Genomic DNA, 25,614 nt, shown 5'->3' with positions numbered 1-25,614 from the left:
CTGAGATCAAGGTCAGATTTATCGGCGGTATTGTACGGTTGTGACTGGCCGGCGTATAGCCTGGCCCGGCGCCTGTCGGGGTGTTGCCCGGACAATAAAAAACCCGGCCGGAGCCGGGTTTCTCAGTCAACTACAGTCTGGGTTACAGCAGGTCCCAGGAGTAGGAGACGATCAGGCGGTTCTCGTCGATGTCGCCGTCAAAGGCGGCGGCCTGACGTACTGTCGCGTTGCGCCAGAGGATGTTGACGCCTTCGAGCGTACCGTTCTGCACGGTGTAACTGATGTTGGTGTCGCGTTCCCAGCGGCTGTCCCGTTCGACACCTTCGTATTCGGTATCGATGTCGCTACTGGTGATATAGCGGGTCATGAAGGTCAGTCCCGGAATGCCCAGACCGGCGAAGTCATAGTCATAACGGGCCTGCCAGGAGCGCTCGTCCTTGGCGTTGAAGTCGGAGTACTGAACCGAGTTCGCCAGGAAGACTGCGCCATCTAGGTAGGAGTACCCACTGTCACCGTTCATACGCTGATACGCCACGGTGAAGCCATGATTGCCGGCGCCCAGCGTCAGGGCTAGCGAGGTCGCGTCGTTATCGAAGTTTGCCTCTGCTCCGCTGTCATCTGAGGTGTTGTAATGTGACAATTCGGTGGTCAGGCTCAGCGCGTCAGTCAGCTCTGCGGTATGAGCGAGGCCAAGGAAATGGCGCTTCCAAAGCTCGTCAGCCTTGGAGGTATAGAGGGTGGCTGCCAAAGCATCATTGAAGGTGTAGCTACCGCCTAGATAGCTGACATCTCCGCCATAGCTGTAATCGTCAGTGGAAATGCGATAACCATCATTAGTTTGTGATGAGCCAGCCATCTCGCCCCGATCCGTCATGCGACCGGCTTCGACGAACAATCCTTCGATCGACTCGTTGGTTACGCTGTAGCCATAATAGTGGTTGGGCAGAAGGCGGGCGTCTTCATAGGCGACCACGGGGTTCTCTACGAAATGCGTGCCGTAACGAAGAACTGTATCTTCGGCAATGCGGCCTTTTACAGTGCCGCGGATTTCCGCATATTCGTTGGGCGCGCTGCCATCAGGATCGACTGGCAGTATGCCTGTTCCGGTTCTGCCGCTACCACTGTCGAGCTTCAAGCCGCCCATGGCAGTCACATCGAAGCCCAAGCCGATCAGGCCTTCGCTGTAACCGGATTGAAAATCGAGCACCATGCCCGTTGCTGCTTCTTCCCGAATGCCGTCAGCATTGCCGTCGTCGTCACGGAAATCACGATTGAAATACATTGTGCGGCTGCTCAAGGTCGCAGTTGCGCCTTCAACAATGCCTACACCGGGAGTGGATTCTTGTGCCAGCGCATGTGATGCAATCACCCCATTACCCATAGCCACGGCCAGAGCGAGGGAACTCCATTTGACAGCGTTTTTCATTGTGTACTCCTTCAGTAAAAAAGCTTCGAGGTTCAACGGAACCATTTTTCCTTATTATTATCCGGTAACATTAAAGCACTAAAGAGGTAGGTGTGAAAGAACGAGATTCCGACATCGCTCCTTGACTTATTAAGCCCAAAGTTTGTCGTAGCAGTAGGTGTCAGAAGCCGGCTAGCGATGAATGCGATTGCGGCGAGGATAACTCGCTCCGTTCCGTGGCTGAACTCGACTATTCGATTCATGGTTAGATCTTTTCTGGGGGGCATATGTTCGAACTTCATCCGCAACTCGCTCATGATGGCATTTTGATAGGAGATTATCCGCTTAGTCGTTTGCTCATGATCAATGATGCGAACTATCCTTGGTTTGTATTAGTCCCGCGGCGCGAAGAAGTCCAGGAAATATTCCAGCTGGATAAGGCGGACAGGGCCCAACTTCTGGACGAGTCCTGCCTGTTAGCCGAAGCGATCAAGGATGCCTTTGCTGCTCATAAGCTGAATATAGCTGCGCTGGGGAACATGGTCAGTCAATTACATCTTCATCATATAGCGCGGTATCGTGATGATGCGGCGTGGCCTTCGCCGGTTTGGGGCAAACATCCGGCGAAGCCTTACCAGGAAGCAGAACGCCAGGAGCGTATCGGCAGGCTGCAAGCCGTCCTGTCAACCGACTTTGTATTTGCGGAGGTATGACATGAGCAAGCAACTGGAAAACCGTATTGACGAACTGGAAGCCAAAATGGCTTTTCAGGACGACACTATTCAAGCCCTGAACGATATGGTGGGCAAACAACAACTGGAACTCGATACCCTGCGCCGGGCGGTGGAATTATTAGCCAGCCGCCAGGCAGACCTGGCAGCTTCCATGCCGGGAGAAGCGGCGGACGATGAACCGCCGCCGCATTACTGATCACCGCTGAATGCAGGCGGAGGATCAGTCGATGATAGTGACGTCTTCCGCCTGCAAGCCTTTTTCTCTGCGCGCCACCACAAACTCCACGCGCTGGCCTTCTACCAGGATGCGATGCCCGTCACCGCGAATCGCGCGGAAATGCACGAAGACATCCTCGCCCTGGTCTCTGGAAATGAAGCCAAAACCCTTGCTGGTGTTGAACCATTTCACTGTGCCGGCTTCGCGGTCGTCATCTTCTTCGTAGGTGTCGTCTTCATAAGCTCGACCTGAAGCAGAGCGGGTCAGGTGTCTGATCAGAACAAGAATAGTGCTGATACAGACACCCACAATAGCCATGGCGAGCGCATAGATCATCACGGGTTCCGCAGCAGCAATCCCGAACATCACGGCGAGCGGGATCACGGTCGCAATAATCAGCAGAACGCCAGCGATGACCCAGGCGATGCGCCGTCCTGAGGCAGCAGGCACCGCAGCATTGTTGAACTGTTGCATATTGATCAGACCCAGCAACAGCGTGGCGAGGGCAACCAGATCGATCGGGCCAGCCTGGGAAAAGAGCGGAATGCTGAAATACAGCCCGGTGAACAATGCCACCAGACCGATTAAGAGATGTAGATAACGAATGCTGTTCAAGTTGTTCATCCTTAGATTCATGACAATAAAATAAACCGGCAAACGGCGATTTATGGCCGGGTGCGAACTCTAACCTGAAACACCCGGTGTCACAAAATGGACGAAGGTCGACCCTGGTTAAAAGCAGGACCAGGCCCGCTTTTAGCCAGGGGATTACTGTCGTTTCGTCGCGGCCGCGAACAAACGTCAGTCACTGGTGCTCAGCTTTCCAGCAGGCTGCGCAACATCCATGCGGTCTTCTCATGGAACTGCATGCGCTGGGTCAGCAGGTCAGCGGTAGGCTCATCATTGGTTGAATCGCAGGATGGGAAGATGCCGCGCGCGGTGCGTACGCAGGCTTCGTGTCCTTCAACCAGCAGACGGATCATGTCCTTGGCATCGGGTACGCCTTCTTCTTCCTTTATAGAACTCAGTTCCACAAACTTCTTGTAGGTGCCCGGCGCCGGAAAACCCAAGGTCCGGATGCGCTCGGCAATATCGTCCACAGCCAGCGCCAGTTCGTTGTAATGGGTTTCGAACATCATGTGCAGGGTCTGAAACATCGGGCCTTTGACGTTCCAGTGGAAGTTGTGGGTCTTCAGATACAGCGTATAGGTGTCAGCCAACAGGTGCGACAAACCGTCGGCAATGGTGGAGCGGTCTTCTTCGGAAATACCAATATCAATTTTCATGGGGACTCCTTGGTTGGTGGAACATAAGGAGCCTCTCGAACGGATGCGCAGGCCATGCCGCGGAGGGACCTCACATAAGAGAGGGGCGTGGGTGTCAGCCCGGTCCCCTTTCGTTCGATCCAGATCTCGTCGGCCTGCCTAAACGACGTTGCTCGAGGCTGCTTAGCTGCAACCAGTATAGGGAGTGTGATGCAGTGCTCAACCCTTCTTTGCCAGCCGCGCCTGCATTCGAGGTTACCTGACGCCTGACAGGCTCGGCATGGTTGCGCGAACGAACGCATTTCGCTTTTGTGAAGCCGTATCGCTGAATAGGTTTCGGTGTGTGCTTGCGCGGCAATCGATTCAGCAGAGCTCTCCCCGCGGCGGGACGAATTCGGGTATATTATGGCGCTTTTATGCGAGCGGACTGGCGGCCATTGTGCGGCGCCGCCCAACTCAGCCCGATTCGTCGACTACAGGAACACCACACCATGATGCGTACCCATTATTGCGGCCAGCTGAACGAAACGCTGGCGGACCAGGAAGTCACACTCTGCGGCTGGGTCCACCGCCGCCGCGACCATGGCGGGGTGATCTTTCTCGATATACGGGACCGCGAAGGTCTGGCACAGGTGGTTTTCGATCCTGATCGCGAAGAGACTTTTGCCGCCGCTGACCGGGTGCGCAGTGAGTACGTGGTGAAGGTACGCGGCAAGGTACGTCCGCGTCCTGCCGGGGCGGTGAACCCGAACATGGCGTCCGGCGCGATTGAAGTGCTGGGTTATGAGCTCGAAGTGCTCAATCAGGCTGAAACACCGCCGTTCCCGCTGGATGAATACTCTGACGTGGGTGAAGAAACGCGTCTGCGTTATCGCTTCATCGATCTGCGTCGTCCGGAGATGGCTGAAAAGCTCAAGTTGCGCTCGCGCATCACCAGCAGCATTCGCCGCTATATGGACGAGAACGGCTTTCTGGATGTGGAAACGCCGATTCTGACCCGCGCGACCCCTGAAGGCGCCCGCGATTATCTGGTGCCGAGCCGCACCCACCCTGGTAGCTTCTTTGCTCTGCCGCAGTCGCCCCAGCTCTTCAAGCAGTTGCTGATGGTGGCCGGCTTTGATCGTTACTATCAAATCGCCAAATGCTTCCGCGATGAAGACCTACGCGCTGACCGCCAGCCAGAATTCACCCAGATCGATATCGAAACCAGCTTTCTCGACGAAGCGGACATCATGGGTCTGACCGAAGGCATGATTCGCGGGCTGTTCAAGGAAGTGCTCGGGCTCGAACTCGACGCCTTTCCCCACATGAGCTTTGAAGAAGCCATGCGCCGCTACGGCTCGGACAAGCCGGACCTGCGTAACCCGCTGGAGCTGGTGGACGTGGCTGATCAGCTGGATAAGGTTGAATTCAAGGTATTCAGCGGCCCGGCGACTGATCCCAAGGGTCGCGTTGCTGCATTGCGTGTGCCAGGCGGGGCGAGCATGCCGCGCAAGCAGATTGACGACTACACCAAGTTTGTTGGTATCTACGGTGCCAAGGGTCTTGCCTATATCAAGGTCAATGAGCGCGCCAAGGGGCTCGATGGTCTGCAGTCGCCGATCGTCAAGTTCATCCCCGAGGGCAACCTTAACGTCATCCTCGATCGGGTTGGTGCAGTGGATGGCGATATCGTGTTCTTTGGTGCCGACAAGGCCAAGATCGTTTCCGAGGCCCTGGGCGCGCTGCGTATCAAGCTTGGCCATGACCTGGAACTGCTTACCTGTGAATGGGCACCGCTGTGGGTCGTCGACTTCCCGATGTTCGAGGAGAACGACGACGGTAGCCTGAGTGCATTGCATCACCCGTTCACCGCGCCCAAGTGTACAGCTGAAGAGCTGGCGGCCAATCCGGCCAACGCACTGTCACGTGCATATGACATGGTGCTCAACGGTACCGAGCTGGGCGGCGGGTCGATTCGTATCCACCGCAAGGACATGCAGCAGACCGTGTTCGGCATCCTGGGCATCAGCGCCGAAGAACAGCAGGAGAAATTCGGCTTCCTGCTCGACGCACTGAAATACGGTGCACCGCCGCACGGTGGTCTGGCATTCGGTCTGGATCGTCTGGTGATGCTGATGACTGGCGCTGCGTCTATCCGTGAAGTCATTGCCTTCCCGAAAACCCAGAGCGCTGCGGATGTCATGACCCAGGCGCCGGGTATGGTTGATACCAAGCAGCTGCGCGAGCTGCATATTCGCCTGCGCGAGCAGCCGAAGGTTGAAGGTTGAAGTAGAACCTAGGAGTCTTTGAAGAACGTCGCGAGCGAAGGTCAGGCAAGGCGAAATCCTACGAAAGAGCGGAGTTTACGTATTGTAAATGAGCATTTTGAGTAGGATTTCAACGCAGCATGGCCGAGCGCAGCAGTTATTCAGGGGCTCCTTAATCAAGTACGGAGTCTTTATGGCCGGGCATTCCAAATGGGCCAATATCAAGCACCGCAAGGCGGCTCAGGACGCCAAACGGGGCAAGGTATTTACCAAGCTGATTCGTGAGCTGACCGTGGCTGCCAAGCTCGGCGGGCCGGTGCCGGCGGACAATCCGCGTTTGCGGTCGGCGGTTGACAAGGCGCTGACGGCAAACATGACACGCGACACCATCGATCGAGCCATAGCCCGTGGTGCCGGCAGTAATGATGCCGACAACATGGAGGAACTCACCTATGAAGGCTACGGCGCGGGTGGGGTGGCGATTCTGGTTGAGGTCATGACCGATAACCGCAATCGCACCGTCAGCGAAGTACGCCACGCCTTCAACAAGTGTGGTGGTAATCTCGGCACTGATGGTTCGGTAGCCTATCTGTTTACCCGTCGCGGTCAGATCAGCTACGCCTCCGGGGTTGATGAAGAGGCGTTGCTGGAGGCTGCGCTCGAAGCCGGTGCCGAAGATGTGGTGACCAATGCTGACGGCTCGCTGGATGTATTCACCACCTTCGAAGAGTTCGGTGCGGTGAAGGATGCGCTTGATGCAGGTGGTTTTGTCAGCGAGTCGGCGGACGTGGCGATGATCCCGTCAACGACTACGACGCTGGATATGGATACCGCAGAGAAAGTGATCCGTCTGGTCGACATGCTGGAAGATCTGGACGATGTGCAGAACGTATACAGCAATGCCGACATTCCGGATGACGTACTCGAGCAGATGAGCTGATCAAAGCGGCGATCAGAGGGTCTGTCCTCGGCACATCATGGGAGGCGTTGCCTCCCATTTTCATATCGGGCATCTTGGCGGTATGACCACGCAGGCACACCGCGGACGGTGATGCCGGCGACTTCAAGGAAACGAGATACATGGCCCTGATACTGGGTATCGACCCCGGCTCGCGGATAACCGGCTTCGGCATCGTTCGTGAGCGGGCAGGGCAGTGCGAGTATGTGACCTCTGGATGCATTCGTCTGGGCGATGGGCCCTTTCCAGGCCGGTTACAGCAGATATTCGAGCATTTGTCCGAATTGATCACTAACTACCAGCCGACCATTCTGAGCATCGAGCAGGTGTTTCTCGCCCGTAATCCCGACTCGGCACTCAAGCTGGGCCAGGCCCGTGGCGCGGCGATTGTTGCAGCAGTCAATGCGGGCCTGGATGTGCATGAATACACTGCGCGGCAGGTGAAGCAGTCGGTAGTCGGGACGGGTGCGGCGGACAAGGCGCAGGTGCAGCACATGGTCACCCAGCTGTTGGGACTGTCTGGTACGCCACAGGCCGATGCCGCCGATGCGCTGGCCATTGCGCTGTGTCATGCCCATTCCGCCGCGCTGCATGCACAGTTGGGGGGCGGATTGATCGGGCTGCGCTCGGGACGAGTGCGTCGTCGTTAATTGAGAGGATGACTAGTGATTGGCAGGCTGACAGGCGTTTTGCTGGAAAAACAACCGCCGCATATTTTGCTGGACGTGCATGGGGTGGGCTATGAGCTGGATGCGCCCATGAGCACCTTTTATCAGCTGCCGGCATTGGGCGAGCAAGCGACCCTGCACACGCATATGGTTGTGCGTGAAGACGCCCAGCTGCTGTATGCCTTTTCCGCAAAGCGGGATCGGGCTTTATTTCGGGAGTTGATACGGCTCAACGGTGTCGGGCCCAAGCTGGCGCTGGCATTGATGTCAGGTCTGGACGTCGACGAGCTGGTACGTGCAGTGCAATCCCAGGACGCCAGTGCACTGGTCAAGGTGCCTGGCGTCGGCAAGAAAACTGCCGAACGGTTGCTGGTCGAGCTCAAGGATAGATTCAAAGCGTGGGAGGCCATGCCCGGATCGTTCAAGCCACTGGTGACCGGTGTGGCTGCCGCGCCGTCGATGACGGCCGATGCGGTCAGCGCTTTGATCACGCTTGGCTATAAGCCGCAGGAGGCGAGCAAGGCGGTGGCAGCAGTAGAAGAAGACGGACTGAGCAGCGAAGAGTTGATTCGCCGTGCACTCAAAGGCATGGTGTAGCAGCTGCAGCGCTACCGCCAGACATTAATCGCCACGGACACCGCATGCTGGAAGAAGACCGTTTGATTGCTGCCGCCCCGCGGCAACAGGAAGAAGTGATAGACCGGGCAATTCGCCCGTACCGGTTGGCCGACTACATCGGCCAGCCAACCGTGCGCGAGCAGATGGAATTATTCATCAAGGCAGCCAAGGGTCGCGGCGAGGCGCTGGATCACGTGCTGATTTTCGGCCCACCCGGTCTGGGCAAGACCACTCTGGCCAATATTATTGCCCAGGAAATGGGCGTGAAGATTAAAAGCACCTCCGGACCGGTCCTCGAGCGGGCCGGGGATCTGGCCGCGATGCTGACCAATCTTGAAGCCGGCGATGTGCTGTTCGTCGACGAGATTCACCGTCTGTCGCCTGTGGTGGAGGAAATTCTCTACCCGGCGATGGAGGATTATCAACTCGATATCATGATCGGCGAAGGCCCAGCGGCGCGTTCGATCAAGCTTGATCTGCCTCCTTTCACTCTGGTCGGGGCGACAACCCGCGCCGGGATGCTGACCAATCCGTTACGTGACCGTTTCGGTATCGTTCAGCGTCTGGAGTTTTACGGAGTGGACGATCTGTCGGTGATTGTCGGCCGCTCCGCCGGGATCCTCGGGCTGGATCTGCATCCGGACGGCGCCCGGGAGATTGCACGCCGTTCGCGTGGAACGCCGCGTATCGCCAACCGCCTGCTGCGTCGAGTGCGTGACTTCGCCGAAGTACGCAGCCAGGGCAAGATCACCAAGGAAGTAGCCGATAAGGCCTTGAATCTGCTGGATGTGGATGAACAGGGTTTCGATCATATGGATCGGCGGCTGCTGCTGACCATGATCGACAAGTTTGACGGCGGACCAGTTGGCGTTGATAGCCTGGCGGCGGCGATCAGTGAGGAACGGCATACTATCGAAGATGTTCTCGAGCCCTACCTGATCCAGCAAGGATTCATTATGCGCACGCCACGCGGGCGGGTTGTGACCCGGCACGCCTACCTGTATTTTGGCCTCGATCTTCCGGCGAAAATGGAGCAGATGTCGCGGGACCTGTTCGATCCCGGCTGACGCAGAATAAATATTTTCGCTTCCCCGAGAATTTCTATATGCAAGAGCTTCGGTTGTATCTACATTATGCGCGCTGACACTTCAGGGACACCGTTTTCCATACGGGCCCGGGTCTACTTCGAGGACACCGATGCCGGGGGCATCGTCTACTACGTCAACTATCTGAAATTCATGGAGCGGGCGCGAACCGAGCTGGTACGCAGCCTGGGTTTCAACCAGAGCAGATTGCAGGGCGATAACGTCATTTTCGTAGTGCACTCGGTAGCAGCTCGCTATCACGCGCCCGCCCGGCTGGATGACGAACTTGTCATCACCGCGGAGGTCTTGGAACGCAAGCGAACGAGCGTCCGATTCCGCCAGCAGGTCAAACGGGCGGATGAATCAGTATTATGTGAGGGCGAAGTTCTGGTGGCCTGTGTAAGTGCAGACCATTACAAGCCCATAAAAATTCCAGCTGCCTTGAGCGAAGCTTTTCTGGCTTGCAAGGCAGCACCTGTACGGCCGAGTTAGGAGAGGCAAGAGTGCAAGCTGATCAAATGTCGATGTGGCACCTGATATCCAGTGCGAGTCTGTTGGTCCAGCTGGTGATGCTGGTACTGGTAGCCGCCTCCGTAGTGTCCTGGGTAATGATTTTCCAGCGTAGCACCACTATTCGCTCGGCCAAGGCCGCGCTGGAGAATTTCGAAGACCGTTTCTGGTCCGGCATAGACCTGTCCAAACTGTATCGTCAGGTGACCGGCAGCCCGGATAACGATTCCGGCCTGGAACAGATCTTTCGCGCGGGTTTCAAGGAGTTCTCCCGGATGCGCCAACAGGCCGGAGTGGACCCGGAGGCGGTGATGGAGGCTGTGCAACGCTCCATGCGCGTGGCCATTTCCCGCGAGGAAGAAAAGCTCGAGCAGCACTTGTCTTTTCTGGCGACGGTCGGTTCGACCAGCCCCTATGTGGGTCTGTTCGGCACGGTATGGGGAATCATGAATTCCTTCCGCGGCCTAGCCACCGTGCAACAAGCCACGCTGGCAACGGTTGCACCGGGCATCGCCGAAGCGCTCATCGCTACGGCCATGGGCCTGTTCGCGGCCATCCCTGCGGTGATTGCCTACAACCGATTCTCTGCGCGCTCCGAGACGCTGATCAGCCGTTATTACACTTTCGCTGACGAGTTCTCGAGCATCCTGCACCGCCGCGTGCATAGCCGGGACGAATAACAGGAGTCACGATGCAGGTGCAAGGCAGACGCCGTAAACGCAAGCCAGTAGCCGAGATGAACGTCGTGCCTTATATCGACGTCATGCTGGTGCTGCTGGTGATTTTCATGGTGACCGCGCCCATGCTCAACCAGGGCGTGAAGGTCGACCTGCCTCAGGTGTCCAGCGAAGTACTGCCCTCCGACAGCAATCAGCAGGTGCTGACCTTGTCTGTTCTGGCGGACGGTACCTATTACTGGAATCTGGGTGAAGCAGTGGATACCGAGAATCAGAGCGAGAGCGCTGTGTCCCTCGAAGAAATGTCAGAGAAGGTGACCAAGATTATCAACGCCCGACCGGATACGCTGGTATACATACGGGGCGATGAGACGGCCAATTACGGCATCGTGGTAACCGCTATGGCAACGCTGCAGCAGGCTGGCGTTCCCAATGTCGGATTGATTACCGAGGCACCGTGAATACGCGCGAAGACCGGACACCGGAAGAGCACTCGGCAGGTTACGCTGCGCCTCTGCTGAAGGCGCTGGCGCTACACCTGCTGGTGGCGATGATGCTGTTCGTTTCGTTCTCGTCGGCACCCGAGTTTGAACCGGCCAAGCCCATTGTGCAGGCGACCCTGGTGCAGCTGGATTCGAAGAGCCCGGCGACCAACCAGACGGATCAGCAGATTGCCGGCGAATCGGCGCGCACTGCTGCGCCGCGACACGAAGCGGAAGAACTGGAACAGCAGCAACAGCAGCAACAACAAGAGCAGGAGGCCGCGCAGCGCGCCGCCGAGGCTGAGAAGCAGGCCGCTGCCGCCGCAGCTGAAGCAGCCCGGGCCGAACAGCAGCAACAGGCTGCTGCGGCACGCGCCGAAGCCGAGCAAAAAGCCAAGCAACAGGCTGAAGAAGAGATCAAGCGTAAAGCGGATGCCGCGCGCAAGGCCGCTGAGGAAGAGGCCCGCAAGAAAGCTGCCGAGGCTGAAGCTGCGAAGAAGAAGGCAGCAGAAGACGCCAAACGCAAAGCCGAAGAAGCCGCCAAGCAGAAAGCCGCTGAAGCGGCCAGGAACAAAGCTGCCGAGGACGCCAAGAAAAAGGCTGCCGAAGAGGCAAAGAAGAAGGCTGAAGCCGATCGCGTCGCAAAACAGAAGCGCGAGCAGGAAGACGCCCGGGCCAAAGCGCTGGCCGAGTTGCTGGCGGATGAAACACAGTATCAGCAGGCCCAGGCCAACCAGGTGGGCGATGAAGTTGCGGCCAGCTACGAAGACGTCATACGGCGTTACGTTAGCGCCCAATGGCGTCGACCGCCCACCGCGCGGAACGGTATGGTGGTAGAAGTGAAGATCAGCATGCTGCCCACCGGGCAGATTACCGATGCGGTAGTGTCTCGTTCGAGCGGTGATGCGGGCTTTGACCAATCGGCAGTGCAGGCGGTGCGTAATGTGGGACGGATCCCGGAAATGCAACAATTGTCGCGGGAAGATCCAACAACGTTCGATCGCAGGTTCCGTAACCTGACCCTGCGATTCAGGCCAGAGGATTTGTCATTTTGAGAAAAGCAGCGAAGTTAACCCGGTTGTGGATGGCGGCTGTGGCCGTACTGTTCATGGCCCAGACTGCAATGGCACAGAATGCCATTGAAATTACCCGTGGTACGGACAAGGCAACGCCGGTCGCAGTCGTTCCTCTTGGGTGGCAGGGTTCGTCGCCACTGCCAGAGGACGTCGCTGAGATTGTCGGCAACGACCTCGGTCATACTGGTATGTTCGTGCCGTTTGATCGCGGCAACATGCTCAGCTATCCGACCCAGGCCAGTGAGATATTCCCGCGGGACTGGAATGCGTTGGGCGTGCAGTACGTAGTGGCTGGCCGCGTTACCAATCCGTCGGCTGACCGCTTCGAAATAAAATATGTGCTCTACGGTGTGGCTCGCGAAGAGGTTCTGTTGTCCAAGACGGTGAGCGGTACCCAGCGGCAGCTGCGTGATATGGCGCACCATATGAGCGATGAAATTTTCGAGGAGCTCACGGGCATCAAGGGCGCGTTCAACACCAAGCTGCTCTACGTGGCTGCCGAGCGTCACTCGGCGGAGAACACGCGTTTTACCTTGCAGCGCTCGGATTATGACGGCGCACGTGCCGTGACCCTGCTGCAATCGAAGGAGCCGATCCTGACGCCTTCCTATGCCCCGGACGGTCAACGTATTGCCTACGTATCCTTCGAGTCGCGCCGGCCCGAGATCTATGTTCATTACGTACAGACGGGGCGGCGTGAGCGTATCACCAGCTTTGAGGGCCTCAACGGTGCTCCGGCGTGGTCGCCTGATGGTGAGCGGTTGGCGTTTGTGTTGTCGCGGGACGGCAATCCAGAAATTTATGTGATGAACCTTGCCACCAAGAATATGCGGCGGGTGACCAACCATTACGGAATCGATACCGAGCCGGCCTGGATGGATAACAATACGATCGTGTTTACTTCCGATCGGGGTGGGCGACCACAGATTTACAAACAGAATATAAACGGCGGTTCTTCGGAGCGCCTGACATTTGTTGGCAACTATAATGCCAATGCCAAGCTCTCGGTGGATGGGCAGACCATGGTCATGGTTCACCGGCAGCAGGGCTACCGTAATTTTCATATTGCCACTCAGGATCTGAAGAGCGGCAATCTGAGGATTTTGACAGAAACGTCGCTGGATGAGTCGCCTACTGTCGCTCCCAACGGCACTATGTTAATTTATGCCACCCGTCAACAGGGAAAAGGCGTTCTCATGCTGGTCTCGACTAACGGTCGTGCGCGGTCGGTCATACCGACACAGTTCACCGACCTGCGCGTGCCTTCATGGTCACCGTACCTGCCTTAGGGTGCAACAACACAAACCGTATGGGGTTTCAGGAGTTTTATGATGGAAGTTATCAAGTTCGGCAAAGCAGCAGCTCTGATCGTAGCTTTTGGTGTGGTTGTAGGGTGTTCCTCCAAGGGTGGTGATGCGTCCGGTACTGGCGCTGGCACCGGGGCAGTTGACCCGAACGCCGGTTACACCAGCACTTCTCCCTCTTCGGCGGATGACGGCGTGACCAGCGAAGAAGCCGCTCTGCGTGCAATCACCACCTTCTACTTCGAATTCGACAGCGCTGACCTGAAACAGGAAGCCATGCGCGCCCTGGACGTTCACGCCAAGGACCTGAAAGCCGAAGGAAATCGTGTAGTCCTCGAAGGTCATACTGACGAGCGTGGCACCCGCGAGTACAACATGGCTCTGGGCGAGCGTCGTGCCGGTGCGGTTCAGCGTTATCTGGTTCTTCAGGGCGTCTCTCCGGCACAGCTGGAGCTGGTTTCCTACGGTGAAGAGAAGCCGGATGCACTGGGTTCCAGCGAAGAAGACTGGGCTCAGAACCGTCGCGTAGAACTGCGTAAGTAAGAGGTCGCATGAAAGGGTTCAGGAGTGTTGCGTTTGTCTGTCTGCTGTCGCCGTTAGCGGCCCTGGCACAGGCACCGATCATCGATGGCAGCTCGGGCGGTGCACGCCCCAGCCAGCCAGCCACTCCTGCACCCGCGACTTCCGGGGGCCGGCTCTCTATCGAGGGCCAGCTCATGCAGCAGGTGGACCAACTGCAGCAGGAAGTATCGATGTTGCGTGGCCTGCTTGAAGAGCAGGAACATAGACTGAAACAGCTGGAACAGAACCAGCTTGACCAGTACGAGGATCTCGACCGCCGGTTAACATCAATGACGGGCGGTACTACAGCATTACCGCGTAACGGGAGGGCCAACGGCTCGCCTGATGATCCGCTTGCGACCGTTCAGCCGCCGAGCAACCAGGCACCAGCGGCGAACGCTCCGACAGCGCAGCAGCAATCAGGTGCGAACCGCCCCGATGCGCCGAGCCAGCAGGCGCCGGCAGATCCTGAACGCGAGAAACTGCTATACGAGGCGGCTTTTGACCTGGTCAAGACCCGCGATTTTGAAAAAGCAGCCATGGCGTTCAATGCGTTTCTGCGTCGCTATCCTGACAGTACATACGCTGGAAACGCGCAGTACTGGTTGGGTGAGGTCCATCTGGCCCAGTCTGATCTGGAGTCAGCGGGTCGCGCTTTCGCTCAGGTCATCAGCAACTTTCAGGGCCATCGGAAAGAAGCAGACGCCCTGTACAAGCTGGCTGATGTCGAACGTCGTCTAGGCAATGCAGACAAGGCGCGTCAGCTGTATCAGGAAGTTCTGTCCAAGCATCCCGGTTCTTCAGCTGCACAACTCGCGCGGCGCGACCTGGACAACCTCGGTTAGGATATCTCTTTCGGCAGGGCGCTCGCTCTGCCGTCTCTCTGGACCTTCGGATTACTGCTTTTTGGCTCGCGACGAAGCGGTAGCGGACCCTGGAAAAAAAGCGCAAAAAATTCTTGAGTTTCTGTGCAAAATCAGTAATATACCGCGCATCAAAGGGGTCGTTAGCTCAGTTGGTAGAGCAGTTGGCTTTTAACCAATTGGTCGTAGGTTCGAATCCTACACGACCCACCATTTTTTGATTCCCCCGCTGTGTCTTTTCTTTCGGTTTTCCGTTGGTGTTGAAGGTGAGCCAGGCTCTTGATCTGCGCCAGCCTGACTACCTCAGCCTGTGCCTACTTCTTCATTTCAGCTTTGATGGATTTTTTCTTCGTCTCCATTTCCTCGCCTAGCCTGTTTAGCTCCTCGTCCTTGAGCACCTCTCTGGCATCGGGAAACATCTCGCTTTCTTCCTCCTCGATATGATGTTCAAGCAGCTCTTTGAGCACCTTGATTCGGCCGGAAAACTGCACGGTGTCAGGCTGCGTCTTCAGCAGATCGGGTAACACCAGTTCGCTGACCGCACGATGCTCTTCCACTGCTTCGTGAAACATCTTTTTCCCTTCCTTGTCGCTAGCGTCGCGGTAGGCTGGGTAGAAAATCTCTTCTTCGATACGGGTGTGGCTGAGCAGCTCGGTCTCGATCTGCGCCAGTACGTCAGTGCGTGTCTTGGCGGCTCGCTCGGTCGTCGAGCTGATCTGTTCGAGCAGTTTTTTCAGCTTTTCATGATCCTGAATCAACAGGTCTATCGCATTCATGGCTAATCCTCATCGACGGCTCCGCGACGGACAGTGCGGAAAAAAAGGGCCGATCATGTCGGCCCAGGCCCTGGCTCAGGCTATTTTTATCAGGACAGCTGCTTGAGCTGGTCCTGTCTGAGTAACGCCTTGATATTGGCGAGGTGCTGTTCTTCCTGGGTGAGCGCCTTGCCGAAGCTCTTGGCGATATCTTTCTGCCCCGCACTTTCTGCCATTTCGATCAGTAGTTCCCAGGCTGCGTTGTCCGCAAGTTCGATGGTCAGGAGCGCGTTCAGTGCATGCGAAATGTTGGTGCGTGGATCAGTAAGCACCTGCATTACGCCTAGTGCGATCACGCCTGCGACATCGGCCGAGGGCGTCATGGCAGTCGGATCTGCACCGAGCTTTTCCACTGCTGCAACGAGCAGGTGGAAATGCTCTTCCTCCTCGTTGCGTATTGTTTGCAAGGTCTTTAGCAGGTCCGGGGGTGCGCCGGCGCCGGTATCGAGTGCCTGAACCTTGGCAATGGCGGCTTCGTAAAGCCGCACGCCGGTACGCTCGTAAGCAAGCCGTTCACCCAGCTTGTCGATCAGGACTTCCGGGTTCTTGCCCATCATCTTTTCGAAGGTGGACTTGAGCATGCCCTTTGCAGAACCCGGCACGGGTACGGATCCGATACGGCCGGATTCGTTGGTTTCGTTACGACGGGCAATCAAGAGGTCTGATGCGTTGCCCGGGACATCCGCCGGGTAATGCTCGACTGCCTCTGCCATCTTTGCGGTGTCTTTTGGGGACATCTGGGCGCCGGTCAGGTTATGGCCCATTTTTGCTGAACTCACCATGGAAGCCTCCTAGGATTTTTTCTCTGCCAATTCGGTACCCGGGCGCCAGTTATAGCCTGCTGAGACTATGTTGGCCGGGATAATCGGGGTGTTCATCTGGGTGCGGTAAGCCAGCGATAGCGGGCTTTCCTCTTGTTTGGGCACGTATTTGTTGCCCGAAGTGCGCAGATTGACTTCCTCGGATACCACCTTGCGAACAAATTCGCGCTGGCTCTTGAACTCGATCATTGCGGGTACGGACCCGCCGATAATCTCCGCCGGATCACGACGCTCGTATTGCTTGAACAGGTCACAGACCAGATTCAAATGACCCAGTTCGTAGTCCAGGAAGCGCTCCCACATGGCCTTGATGCGAGGGTTGTCCTCCTGTTGAGCGCAGCTTTGATAGTTATAGACTTCCATGGCTTCGTGGATCAGCCACTTTTCCAGGAAGGATTCGTCAGGGTCCATGAGCGAGCCGTACTGAGTAACGTGCTGCTCTTCCACCGAGGCGATTTCAGCATAAAGTTGACGCGCCACCGGGTCGGCGAACAGCGGGCCGATATTCATGTAGTAATCATGTGTTTGATATTCCGCAGCAGTGATCATGGCTGCGTGAATCTTGGTGATGAGCGCGGCGTTTTCTCTCTCGTAATTGTCGCGCAGGTCGCTTTCAGGGGCGCGGTGATGCTCGGAGGTGGGACGGCCGGGGATGATGTCGGTATAGCCCTGCAGAATGTTGTTAGCGTCCTTTCCCTCCAGCCGGTCGAGCATGGCGGAGTAGCGGTACAGGTGATCGAAATCCTCCAGCAGTCCGAAGCGGTAGGTCTGCGCCTGATACGGGTCAGGCTCGTTTTGAGCCACGGCTGCGGTCACTTCAATCGCGACTTGCTCGTAGGCGACAGTGGTTTCCAGTGGAGAGTGATCCGAGGATAGAAGCCAGTTTATGGCAGTCATCTGGTGCTGTTCCACCCGACGGACCTGGGCCAGGGGCAGCCGCAGTGACTTGTTCATTCTTGCGCCGATATGCTTTAAACGCAGTGCATCCTGCTCGATACCATTCATAAGTATCACGCGCACCCGGGTAAACGCATCATCGTCCAGTTTGCTGATCGGTTTACTGGCTATGTCCTTCCAGGAGAATTCCTGCTTTTCAAGCGGAACGCCCTGGTTGTCGAATATTCCCGAAAGTCCGTGCATGAATGCCTCCAGACGGTTAATGGCACGTTGATGTGGTAGTACAAAGTAGAAGTTTAACCAGCAAGAACGTTCATAGTTTTTATATATCAAATGGTTCTTAGTGCCCGTTTTTAATTTCTTGGAATAATCAGTGAAGAACGGATAGAACCAAGTAACGCATCGCTGGTCTCCAACTTTGGTATGCCTGGATGCCGTGCAATATCCGTCCGGAAAATGAGACGAGCCGTTCAGGTTGCGCCTAATACACTGATTTAAAAGTCGGCGGAAAAGATTTGAATTCACCAGGTCGGAACTTCGTTGTCCTCAGCCTTTCTCAATTACAGGATCACCTATCAAGAGGGCACCCCGATGACCGACAGCAATGCAAAAGTTGACAACCTCGTGGATTGGCTGCGTGACGCACATGCGATGGAACAACAGGCTGAGACCATGTTGAAAGCGCAATCGTCTCGGCTGGAGAATTATCCGAAGCTAAAGGCCCGTATCGATCAGCATATTGAGGAAACTCTGGGCCAGCAGAAGCTATTGGACGGCTGCCTGGCGAGGCTGAATGCAAGTCCTTCAACCATCAAGGATATGGGGGGCAAGGTCATGGCGTTCGGCCAAGGCGCGTCTGGCATGTTCGTCAGTGACGAGGTTATCAAGGGCGCTATGTCTGGCTACGTATTCGAGAATATGGAAATAGCCTCCTACACTGTCCTTATTGCTGCAGCGAAAGCCACCGGCGATATTGAAACACAGCGCGCTTGCGAGCAGATTCTGCCTCAGGAAGAAGCTATGGCAGCATGGCTTAAAGACCATCTTCCGGAACTGACCCAAGCCTATCTTACTCGTGACGCCGCGCCGGACACGACGGCCAAACGCTAATAGGGGCAGGCTACGGCCTGCCTTTTTCGGGAGTGGAATGCTGAAGACATTTACCTTCGCAGTTGTTCATTTCACCGTTGCGTTCACCGTTGCCTATTTGCTTACCGGGAGCGTAATCACCGGCGGCCTCATCGCTCTGGTAGAACCGATGGTAAATACCGTGGCGTATTACTTCCATGAGCGAGCGTGGCAGCGTTTTGGCTCCGAACGGAGTCCGCAAAAAGGTCTTGGTCATGGCAATCTTGGCCGCCGCACTAAATAGACCTCCACAATTTAGTCTTGTTTATTCATGAGCATAAAGCCGTGTCGTTGAACCACCGGGGGATCAACGAGTCTCTATTAGAGGTGGCAACGTCCCGTTCCGGTACTGGCATATGTTCATTAATATCATCAAAGGGGAACACTTATGGTTCAGACAAATCAGCCTCAAGGGAATGTTACGGCAACTTCCGCAACGCCCAATGCTGGCCCTTCCACTCAGGCCCAGACGCCTCCGGTCAAATCCGGCTCATCCAGTGTGACCAAATCCGGTTCATCCAGCGACATCAATGTGACCGGTATGGAGCGTGTGGCCTCTGTCGCGGGCGGCGCTTTGCTGGTGGGCAAAGGACTGCGCAAGGGCGGACTGTTTGGATTGATCAGTCTGGCCATGGGCGGCGCCGCTATTTATCGCGGTTATACGGGCCACTGCGAGATGAAGAAAAAAATGATGCAGAAGACGGGTTGAAGCCTGTCTCGCTGCGGCTTCCAGGCTAGATACACTTTCGTTCGAAACAGGAGTCAATTATGACGACCATGGACACTAAAGACGTAATTTCCACGCTTAACGATCTTATCGAAACCAGCAAAGATGGCGAGGCTGGTTTTAAAGCCTGTGCCGAAGATGCCCAAAGCGTAAATCTGAAGAACACCTTTTCAGCGAGAGCCCAGGAATGTGGCAAGGCAGCTGCTGAGCTGCAAGCCCTGGTGCTTCAGCTTGGTGGTGATCCCGAGGATAGCACCAGCGTGAGTGGCGATATGCACCGCCGCTGGGTCGATATAAAATCGGCAATTACCGGAAAAGACGATCAGGCAGTTCTGAATGAGTGTGAGCGCGGGGAAGATGTAGCCAAGAAGAGCTATAAGAAAGCGCTAGACAAAGAACTACCAACCGATATACGGGCGGTCGTGCAGCGCCAGTATGACGGTGTTCTGCGCAACCACGATCAGGTAAAAGCATTGCGCGATAGTCACAAGGCTTGATCGATACGGTTCGGACAAGGGCAGCCCAGGCTGCCCTTTTTTGTGTTCGTATTGAAAAAAGGAGGGGCATGTTCCTGTCGTCTGAGGTTCAAGCGCCAGAATGGCTGCCTACTAACCTCCTCGATCGATCGCCTAGCCCCCCTCCCGACGCGAACCACCTTCGCGTGGTACGACCCGTTATACACACTACACTCAAGTGTCGATGGATTGACCGGTTTGCCCGGTTACAGCTAACAGTTAATGCCGCTTGGGCGGACTGATCGACTCTGAAGTCAGAGAGTCAGGGTAGGGATGAGCTGAGGTGGTCTGATGCTGCGGGAAGGGGCGGGCAGGGAAGTACTCTTCGGGTTGCGGCAGCGCGCTAGCGCTGCCTCCCCGGACCGTCTGATTACTGAGCTTCAGTCTGGCCTTCAAGCTCCTTGGCCTTGGCGAGGTGTTCGCGCAGGGTTTCAAGGTTGTCTTTGGCAAGCTCTTGGAGCTCTTCATCGTTCAGGTTCTTCGCAGCGTTTTCGAACAGTTCGATGGTCTGCTCGTGGGCGTTTACCTGGTTGCTAGCGTAATGGTCGTCAAAACCTTCACCGTCACGCATTTCAAGAATCATCGCTTTGGCCTGATCCATCAAAGTGGCATCATCGGAAACTTCGAGATTCTTTTCCTGGGCGAGTTCCTTAAGCTTCTGGTTCATCTCGGTGTGATCTTCGATCATCCGTTCAGCAAAAGATTTGATTTCCGAGCTTTCGCCTTGTTCGATTGCAAGCTTAGCTGCTTCGATCTCGGCGATGCCTTTTGCAGTTGCTTCATCAACAAACTCTGTCGCATCCATATCCTGCGCCCAGGAAGTTGACGCGGAGAGTCCGAGAATCACTGCGAGCATACCGTTCTTGATATAATTCACTTTGGTCATGGTAGTTATCCTTCGGTTTGTTGATTGATTAGGCCTAGAAGCTGATCTTGCGGATTACACGAGCTCGCATTATCCGAGGAGCTTCTGGCGGGAGTAAAAAATTGCATTTATACGAGGCAAGCGTTGATCCGATTCCAAAACACAAACGGGCCGGAACGTCATCTAGCCGTATCTCAAACCCTCCGTACACCAGTGTATGGACCGAGCGTTATGCCCTTCTCGGTAATATGGATTGGTTATTTATGCAAAAGTTCGTAAAGCCGCGGATGCTTGTTGGAATGAATCGAAGTTCCTGGCGAACTGAACTTTTCTTACTGGGATATATCGCGGACTATTGAATCGCCTGGAGTGATGATCGGGTCGGCCCGGCTTGTCGGTAGCAGCGGGAGGCCGACCCTTGAGCTCATGGCAGTGAAAAATCGTCTGATTCGGCGGGCTCGCTAATGTACTCACCGCCGCTAAGGGGCTGCCACCACAGCTCCATGAAAATAAAGCCATTAGTCAAAAACACCAGAAAGCCAACAGCAAGAATGCAGGCTCCGTAAAAGCGCGTTTCATCGTTGCGTTTGAGATGCATGAAAACCGGCAGGCCGCGAAACAGCAGAATTATCGAGTACAGCGTTCCGAGCACCGCGAAGAGCAGAAGCATCATGCGCACAGGTATCACCGCGCCGATGCTGGCGAGCATCAATGGAACGGAAAGGCAGGTGGCGAAGGTATAGGCAAGCAACAGGGTGGGCCGGCCCGGTGTGCGGAACAGGACCCAGCGCGTCATGAGAGCCATTATCGACACGCCGCACAAAAAACCCAGGTAAACCATGCATGCGAGATAGAGCGCACTGCCCTGATTGAGATAGGTCGGGTCTTCACTGCCAAAGAGCTCCCAACCCACATGTGCCGTCCCGATATAGGCGCAGATCGCTGGAATGACCGACAACACGAGCAGAACGGGAAGGAAGCCCCATGGGTGTTGCTCGGCGTGTTCCCGAATCGGCAGCCAGGCAGAGCGCGGAGAGGTGAATAGCTTGGGCAATAATTGAAACATGACGAGCTCCTGGAGTGATTAATACAGGCTGGGCCTGTTACGGTTGACTGGATAGCGTTGCGCTAAGTTCACGCCGTGGGAACACCCGCGTAATCAGAGTTGGCGACAACAGGAAGCACGGGGGCTTGACCTGGCATGGTATTATTGGCCGGTCAAATCTCGTTGAGTGGTTCGAACTATGTCTCAGATTCCCGAGCGTGTACTTGTTCAGGCGCATCTCGCGGCCAAGGCGCCGCGCGTATTGAGCGAAGCTGAACAGGCCGATTATCTGGCTCGCATCGCGGCTGCGCTCAAGGCGCACGACGCTGCGCTGGTTGCTCATTATTACACCGACCCGTTGATACAGGCGTTGGCTGAGGAGACTGGCGGCTGTGTTTCGGACTCACTGGAAATGGCCCGTTTCGGCAAGAATCATCCTGCCAGCACGCTGGTGGTGGCGGGCGTGCGTTTCATGGGGGAGACGGCAAAGATCCTCAGCCCGGAAAAGCGCGTGTTGATGCCTACTCTTGAGGCGACCTGCTCACTGGATATCGGCTGCCCGATCGACGAGTTTTCGGCGTTTTGCGATCAGCATCCCGATCGCACTGTGGTGGTGTATGCCAACACTTCAGCAGCGGTCAAGGCGCGAGCGGACTGGGTGGTTACCTCGAGTTGTGCCGAGGCGATTGTCGAGCATCTGATGGATAAGGGAGAGAAGATCCTCTGGGCGCCGGACCAGCATCTGGGTGGCTACATCCAGCAGAAGACCGGAGCAGACATGTTGCTCTGGTCGGGCTCTTGCATCGTGCACGAGGAATTCAAGGCCAAGGCGCTGCTGGATTTGAAGAAGGTCTATCCGGACGCGGCAATACTGGTCCATCCGGAGTCGCCGGCACCGGTGGTGGAATTGGCCGACGTTGTAGGCTCGACCAGCCAGTTGATCAAGGCAACCCAGACCTTGCCCAATCCGACGTTCATCGTGGCGACTGACCGCGGCATTTTCTACAAGATGCAGCAGGGTGCGCCGGACAAGCAGCTGATCGAGGCGCCAACGGCCGGAAGCGGCGCAACCTGTCGCAGCTGCGCCAACTGCCCCTGGATGGCAATGAATACCTTGCCCCGGGTGTTGCAGGCGCTGGAGCAGGGCACTGACGAAATTCTGGTGCCAGAGACTCTGATTCCCAAGGCGATCAAGCCGCTGGAGCGGATGCTGGATTTCACCAGCAAAGCCAGGGTCTGATCAGAAGCTGTCGATGATCTCCCGCTGGCGCGCAAGCTCCTGCTTGCGCGCATTGATACGCGAGGTCATCACGAAGCTGTCATCGGCGCGTTTCAACGCCAGGTCGAGTTGTTGGCTGGCCTGATCCAGATCGCCGGCCAGCATGAAGTATTCGGCGCGGGCCATGTGAACACCCAGGATATTCCCCGCCAGCCCGCGAATTTCCGCCGCCAGAAACCACACATCCGGATCGTCGCTCCTCAGGTTGGCCAGACGGTTGATAACCTGTTCGGCGTCCTTGTAACGCCGTGCGCCAAGCAGGGTGTCTGCTTTGCTCTGGAGTACCGGATAACTATCGGGCGCTATGGCCAGCAGGCGGTCCAGGCGCTGCAACGCGAGCTCCGTTTGGTCGCGACTGGCGTCCAGCTCAACCTGTGCGAGATTCACCGCAATGTCGTTACTACGCGATTCCAGCAGTGGCTTCAGCGCCTGTGCTGCGTCGTCATACTGACCGCTGCGGGTCAGAGCCAGCGCCAGGCCATAGCGAGCGGCATCATGCTCACCGTCATGCTCGTCCAGCAACAGTTTGAAGCGCTGTGCGGCCAGGCCCGGACTCTGTTCGTATTTCAGCTGCACCCGGGCACGCATCATCTGATACGCGACGCTGTCCTTGCGGTCATTGCCGCTCAGCTGCTCGGCACGGTTGCGTGAGTCGGCGATGCGCGACTGATGTACCGGGTGTGTCAGTAAGAACTCCGGCGGGGTGCGGCTGAAGCGGCTTAGCTGCGCCAGCCGTTCAAACATGTCAGGCATGGCCTCTGGATCATAGCCGGCCTGCTGCAGGTTGGTGATGCCGATGCGGTCGGCTTCCTGTTCGTTCTGACGAGAAAAGCGACGTTGTTCCTGAATCGCCGCAGCCTGGGTGGAGGCGAGGGCGGCGAAGCCTGCATCACCGCCCCCTGCAGCAGCCAGTACCACGCTGGCAAGCATGGCCGTCATCAATGGGATACGCATGCGCTGCTGCTGTTGCAGATTGCGCGCGAAATGCCGCTGCGACAGGTGCGCCAGCTCGTGTGCCATGACCGAAGCGAACTCGGCCTCGGTGTGGGCATGCAGAAACAGGCCGCCATTCACGCCTACCACGCCCCCTGGCGCAGCAAACGCATTGAGCTGAGGGCTGTCTATCGCTACGAAGGTCAGCCTTCGGTCTTCTAGCTGGCTGGTTTCGGCGAGCTTGTAGACATGGTCCTCGACGAAGTCTTTGAGCAGCGGGTCGTCGAGCGTCGCAACCGCGCCGCGCAACATCGAGACCCAGGCCCGGCCGAGCTGGTGTTCCTGCTCGCGGGACATGATCGATGAGCTGGTATCACCCAGCGAAGGAAGATTGATTTCAGAGGCTGCCGCGGCAGGCGTGACCACCGCCAACGAGTACATCAGCGTTGCCTGGAGCAGGAGGGCGATGGCCGCTTTGATACGTTGCATGAAAGTAAACTAACCCGTCGGTATATGATTGTCTGCGCGCTGTTCGGCAAGGTTATACTGAGGCATCACAAGGAGTCTGCAAATGGTTGTTAAATCGTGTGAATCAGGGGCCGATCGGCTACTGGACGCTCGGGGTTTATCCTGTCCTCTGCCTTTGCTCAAGGCCAAGCTGGCTCTCAACGAGATGGTACCCGGCGAGGTCCTGCAAGTCAGTGCCACCGATGCCGGCTCCCAGCGCGACTTTGAACGTTTTGCCGAGCTGTCCGGCCACCAGTTGCTCAACGCCTCTGTCGAGGGTGGAGAATTTCATTACTGGCTGCGGAAGAAAGCATGATACGAGTCTTCCGTAACTGGATTCAGCGGTATTTTTCAGACGAAGAAGCGGTAGTCCTCGCCATTGTGCTGATACTGGGCTTCGCCGTGGTGATCAGCTTCGGCAACAAACTGGCGCCCCTGCTGATTGGTCTGGTGGTCGCCTATCTGTTGCAGGGGCTGGTGCTGCGCTTGCGTCGCTGGCATGTGCCGCATGTATTGGCTGTGTGGGTAGTGTTCCTGCTGTTTGTTGGCGTGCTGGGCGCGCTGATCGGCGTGGTGATACCGCTGGTGTGGCGTCAGACGCTGGCTCTGATCGGCGAGCTGCCGCGCATGCTTGTCGAGTGGCAGGAACAACTGATGCACCTGCCGGATCGCTTCCCGGCATTCGTATCCGAGGAGCAGATAACCCAGCTGATCCATACTGCCAGTGGTGAGTTTGGCCAGCTCGGCCAGTGGTTATTATCCCAGTCGCTGGCCAGTCTGCCATTGTTGATTACCATTCTGGTCTACCTGATTCTGGTACCCATCCTGGTATTTTTCTTTCTCATGGACAACCAGACCATCACGCGCTGGTTCATTGCGCATCTGCCACGTGAGCGCCGGTTGATGACGCGTATCTGGACGGAAATGAACCAGCAGATTGCCAATTACATTCGCGGCAAGGCGGTGGAAATCATCATTGTGGGCGCGGTGAGTTATGTCTGTTTTGCGGTGTTGCACCTCAATTACGCTGCGTTGCTGGCGGTGATAGTCGGGCTCTCGGTACTGGTGCCTTATATCGGGGCGACAGTCGCCACCCTGCCGATCGCCATGGTTGGCATGTTCCAGTGGGGGCTGGGTAACGAGTTCATGGTGTTGATGGCAGTGTATGCGGTGATTCAGGCACTGGATGGCAACGTGTTGGTGCCGGTGTTGTTCTCTGAAGCAGTCAACTTGCACCCGGTAGCGATCATTGCAGCCGTGTTGATTTTTGGTGGCCTGTGGGGGTTCTGGGGCGTGTTCTTTGCAATTCCGTTAGCGACGCTGTTCAAGGCGGTGCTGTACGCGTGGCCGCGGGGCGTGGAAGCAGATATTGAAGTGCCGCCGCTGGAAGAACCTGGCGCCTAGCTTTTA

29 protein-coding genes, 1 tRNA gene and 1 pseudogene are annotated in these 25,614 nt (G+C 56.6%); 22 read left to right on the top strand and 9 right to left on the bottom strand.

Features of this window, described 5'->3' with window-relative positions; all coding sequences use genetic code 11:
• Nucleotides 1-142 precede the first annotated feature (142 nt).
• Entirely contained in the window at nt 143-1,426 is a 1,284-nt protein-coding gene (locus FZE95_RS09360; RefSeq protein WP_163982995.1) for an OprD family porin, read from the bottom strand.
• A gap of 266 nt (nt 1,427-1,692) precedes the next feature.
• On the opposite strand from FZE95_RS09360, the gene FZE95_RS09355 reads away from it, so the two are divergent.
• Both FZE95_RS09355 and FZE95_RS09350 read left to right on the top strand, forming a co-directional pair.
• A complete protein-coding gene (locus FZE95_RS09355; RefSeq protein ID WP_150300585.1) occupies nt 1,693-2,118 on the top strand; it encodes an HIT domain-containing protein in 426 nt (141 codons plus the stop codon).
• Nucleotide 2,119: 1 nt separating this feature from the next.
• Nucleotides 2,120-2,335 (top strand): SlyX family protein, encoded by a 216-nt coding sequence (locus tag FZE95_RS09350; protein ID WP_150300584.1) that lies wholly within the window; start codon nt 2,120-2,122, stop codon nt 2,333-2,335.
• 24 nt (nt 2,336-2,359) lie between these two features.
• On the opposite strand, the gene FZE95_RS19960 is transcribed toward FZE95_RS09350, so the two are convergent.
• Complete coding sequence (locus FZE95_RS19960; RefSeq protein WP_306110134.1) at nt 2,360-2,980, bottom strand: cold-shock protein; 621 nt, start codon at nt 2,978-2,980, stop codon at nt 2,360-2,362.
• 191 nt (nt 2,981-3,171) lie between these two features.
• Nucleotides 3,172-3,642, bottom strand: a complete 471-nt coding sequence (locus tag FZE95_RS09340; protein ID WP_150300583.1) for a Dps family protein — start codon at nt 3,640-3,642, stop codon at nt 3,172-3,174.
• 470 nt (nt 3,643-4,112) lie between these two features.
• Between FZE95_RS09340 and aspS the strand changes: the two genes are divergently transcribed.
• From aspS to FZE95_RS09275, 13 genes are all read left to right on the top strand, one after another.
• Complete coding sequence (gene aspS, locus FZE95_RS09335; protein WP_150300582.1) at nt 4,113-5,891, top strand: aspartate--tRNA ligase; 1,779 nt, start codon at nt 4,113-4,115, stop codon at nt 5,889-5,891.
• 172 nt (nt 5,892-6,063) lie between these two features.
• The gene (locus tag FZE95_RS09330) at nt 6,064-6,810 is read left to right on the top strand and encodes a YebC/PmpR family DNA-binding transcriptional regulator (RefSeq protein ID WP_150300581.1); all 747 of its coding nucleotides are present in this window, start codon (nt 6,064-6,066) and stop codon (nt 6,808-6,810) included.
• Between the two features lie 140 nt (nt 6,811-6,950).
• Nucleotides 6,951-7,478, top strand: coding sequence for a crossover junction endodeoxyribonuclease RuvC (gene ruvC / locus FZE95_RS09325; protein ID WP_150300580.1), 528 nt, complete (start codon nt 6,951-6,953; stop codon nt 7,476-7,478).
• 15 nt (nt 7,479-7,493) lie between these two features.
• The gene (gene ruvA / locus FZE95_RS09320; RefSeq protein WP_150300579.1) at nt 7,494-8,093 is read left to right on the top strand and encodes a Holliday junction branch migration protein RuvA; all 600 of its coding nucleotides are present in this window, start codon (nt 7,494-7,496) and stop codon (nt 8,091-8,093) included.
• Between the two features lie 44 nt (nt 8,094-8,137).
• Complete coding sequence (gene ruvB, locus FZE95_RS09315) at nt 8,138-9,181, top strand: Holliday junction branch migration DNA helicase RuvB (protein WP_150300578.1); 1,044 nt, start codon at nt 8,138-8,140, stop codon at nt 9,179-9,181.
• Between the two features lie 66 nt (nt 9,182-9,247).
• A complete protein-coding gene (gene ybgC, locus FZE95_RS09310; RefSeq protein WP_150300577.1) occupies nt 9,248-9,691 on the top strand; it encodes a tol-pal system-associated acyl-CoA thioesterase in 444 nt (147 codons plus the stop codon).
• A 26-nt stretch (nt 9,692-9,717) separates the two neighbouring features.
• Nucleotides 9,718-10,389 (top strand): protein TolQ, encoded by a 672-nt coding sequence (gene tolQ / locus FZE95_RS09305; RefSeq protein WP_150300629.1) that lies wholly within the window; start codon nt 9,718-9,720, stop codon nt 10,387-10,389.
• An 11-nt stretch (nt 10,390-10,400) separates the two neighbouring features.
• Nucleotides 10,401-10,847 carry a protein TolR gene (tolR, locus tag FZE95_RS09300; RefSeq protein WP_150300576.1) on the top strand — a complete coding sequence of 149 codons (447 nt, stop codon included), beginning with the start codon at nt 10,401-10,403 and terminating at the stop codon, nt 10,845-10,847.
• Nucleotides 10,844-11,923, top strand: a complete 1,080-nt coding sequence (tolA, locus tag FZE95_RS09295) for a cell envelope integrity protein TolA (protein ID WP_223825015.1) — start codon at nt 10,844-10,846, stop codon at nt 11,921-11,923. The genes tolR and tolA overlap by 4 nt, the downstream gene beginning before the upstream one ends.
• A 29-nt stretch (nt 11,924-11,952) precedes the next feature.
• The gene (gene tolB, locus FZE95_RS09290; RefSeq protein ID WP_150300625.1) at nt 11,953-13,233 is read left to right on the top strand and encodes a Tol-Pal system beta propeller repeat protein TolB; all 1,281 of its coding nucleotides are present in this window, start codon (nt 11,953-11,955) and stop codon (nt 13,231-13,233) included.
• Nucleotides 13,234-13,275: 42 nt separating this feature from the next.
• A complete protein-coding gene (gene pal / locus FZE95_RS09285; protein WP_150300575.1) occupies nt 13,276-13,791 on the top strand; it encodes a peptidoglycan-associated lipoprotein Pal in 516 nt (171 codons plus the stop codon).
• 8 nt (nt 13,792-13,799) lie between these two features.
• The gene (gene ybgF, locus FZE95_RS09280; RefSeq protein ID WP_150300574.1) at nt 13,800-14,654 is read left to right on the top strand and encodes a tol-pal system protein YbgF; all 855 of its coding nucleotides are present in this window, start codon (nt 13,800-13,802) and stop codon (nt 14,652-14,654) included.
• A 155-nt stretch (nt 14,655-14,809) separates the two neighbouring features.
• Nucleotides 14,810-14,885 (top strand) — tRNA-Lys (locus tag FZE95_RS09275).
• Nucleotides 14,886-14,986: 101 nt separating this feature from the next.
• On the opposite strand, the gene FZE95_RS09270 is transcribed toward FZE95_RS09275, so the two are convergent.
• The 3 genes from FZE95_RS09270 to FZE95_RS09260 form a co-directional block, all read right to left on the bottom strand.
• Nucleotides 14,987-15,448, bottom strand: coding sequence for a hemerythrin domain-containing protein (locus FZE95_RS09270; RefSeq protein WP_150300573.1), 462 nt, complete (start codon nt 15,446-15,448; stop codon nt 14,987-14,989).
• Nucleotides 15,449-15,537: 89 nt separating this feature from the next.
• On the bottom strand, nt 15,538-16,269 hold the full coding sequence (locus FZE95_RS09265) for a DUF892 family protein (RefSeq protein WP_150300572.1): 732 nt from the start codon (nt 16,267-16,269) through the stop codon (nt 15,538-15,540).
• 9 nt (nt 16,270-16,278) lie between these two features.
• Entirely contained in the window at nt 16,279-17,448 is a 1,170-nt protein-coding gene (locus FZE95_RS09260; RefSeq protein ID WP_150300571.1) for a hypothetical protein, read from the bottom strand.
• A 348-nt stretch (nt 17,449-17,796) separates the two neighbouring features.
• On the opposite strand from FZE95_RS09260, the gene FZE95_RS09255 reads away from it, so the two are divergent.
• The 4 genes and pseudogenes from FZE95_RS09255 to FZE95_RS09240 all read left to right on the top strand — a co-directional run bounded on the left by FZE95_RS09255 (nt 17,797) and on the right by FZE95_RS09240 (nt 19,557).
• Nucleotides 17,797-18,315 carry a ferritin-like domain-containing protein gene (locus tag FZE95_RS09255; RefSeq protein WP_150300570.1) on the top strand — a complete coding sequence of 173 codons (519 nt, stop codon included), beginning with the start codon at nt 17,797-17,799 and terminating at the stop codon, nt 18,313-18,315.
• A 37-nt stretch (nt 18,316-18,352) separates the two neighbouring features.
• Complete coding sequence (locus FZE95_RS09250; protein WP_150300569.1) at nt 18,353-18,577, top strand: DUF2061 domain-containing protein; 225 nt, start codon at nt 18,353-18,355, stop codon at nt 18,575-18,577.
• Between the two features lie 297 nt (nt 18,578-18,874).
• Nucleotides 18,875-19,030: pseudogene (locus FZE95_RS19740) on the top strand (YgaP family membrane protein); the annotation flags it as partial.
• Nucleotides 19,031-19,110: 80 nt separating this feature from the next.
• Nucleotides 19,111-19,557: a PA2169 family four-helix-bundle protein gene (locus tag FZE95_RS09240; protein ID WP_150300623.1), complete on the top strand. Its 447-nt coding sequence runs from the start codon at nt 19,111-19,113 to the stop codon at nt 19,555-19,557.
• A gap of 388 nt (nt 19,558-19,945) precedes the next feature.
• Here the strand turns inward: FZE95_RS09240 and FZE95_RS09235 are convergent, their stop codons facing one another.
• Both FZE95_RS09235 and FZE95_RS09230 read right to left on the bottom strand, forming a co-directional pair.
• Nucleotides 19,946-20,461: a DUF4142 domain-containing protein gene (locus FZE95_RS09235; protein WP_150300567.1), complete on the bottom strand. Its 516-nt coding sequence runs from the start codon at nt 20,459-20,461 to the stop codon at nt 19,946-19,948.
• A 403-nt stretch (nt 20,462-20,864) separates the two neighbouring features.
• The gene (locus FZE95_RS09230) at nt 20,865-21,506 is read right to left on the bottom strand and encodes a Yip1 family protein (protein ID WP_150300566.1); all 642 of its coding nucleotides are present in this window, start codon (nt 21,504-21,506) and stop codon (nt 20,865-20,867) included.
• Between the two features lie 178 nt (nt 21,507-21,684).
• Here FZE95_RS09230 and nadA point away from each other — a divergent pair, with 178 nt between their 5' ends.
• Nucleotides 21,685-22,725, top strand: a complete 1,041-nt coding sequence (nadA, locus tag FZE95_RS09225; protein ID WP_150300565.1) for a quinolinate synthase NadA — start codon at nt 21,685-21,687, stop codon at nt 22,723-22,725.
• Here the strand turns inward: nadA and FZE95_RS09220 are convergent, their stop codons facing one another.
• A complete protein-coding gene (locus FZE95_RS09220; RefSeq protein WP_397387124.1) occupies nt 22,726-24,165 on the bottom strand; it encodes a M48 family metalloprotease in 1,440 nt (479 codons plus the stop codon).
• Between the two features lie 103 nt (nt 24,166-24,268).
• Between FZE95_RS09220 and FZE95_RS09215 the strand changes: the two genes are divergently transcribed.
• Complete coding sequence (locus tag FZE95_RS09215) at nt 24,269-24,520, top strand: sulfurtransferase TusA family protein (RefSeq protein ID WP_150300564.1); 252 nt, start codon at nt 24,269-24,271, stop codon at nt 24,518-24,520.
• A complete protein-coding gene (locus FZE95_RS09210; protein ID WP_150300563.1) occupies nt 24,517-25,608 on the top strand; it encodes an AI-2E family transporter in 1,092 nt (363 codons plus the stop codon). The genes FZE95_RS09215 and FZE95_RS09210 overlap by 4 nt, the downstream gene beginning before the upstream one ends.
• Nucleotides 25,609-25,614: the final 6 nt, after the last annotated feature.

Origin of the sequence: Pseudomonas profundi (genome assembly GCF_008638305.1) — a bacterium.
In the GTDB taxonomy this organism is placed as follows: Bacteria; Pseudomonadota; Gammaproteobacteria; order Pseudomonadales; family Pseudomonadaceae; genus Halopseudomonas; species Halopseudomonas profundi.
The sequence above is the reverse complement of the archived record's forward strand: the minus strand, read 5'-3'. Positions and strand labels throughout refer to the sequence as shown.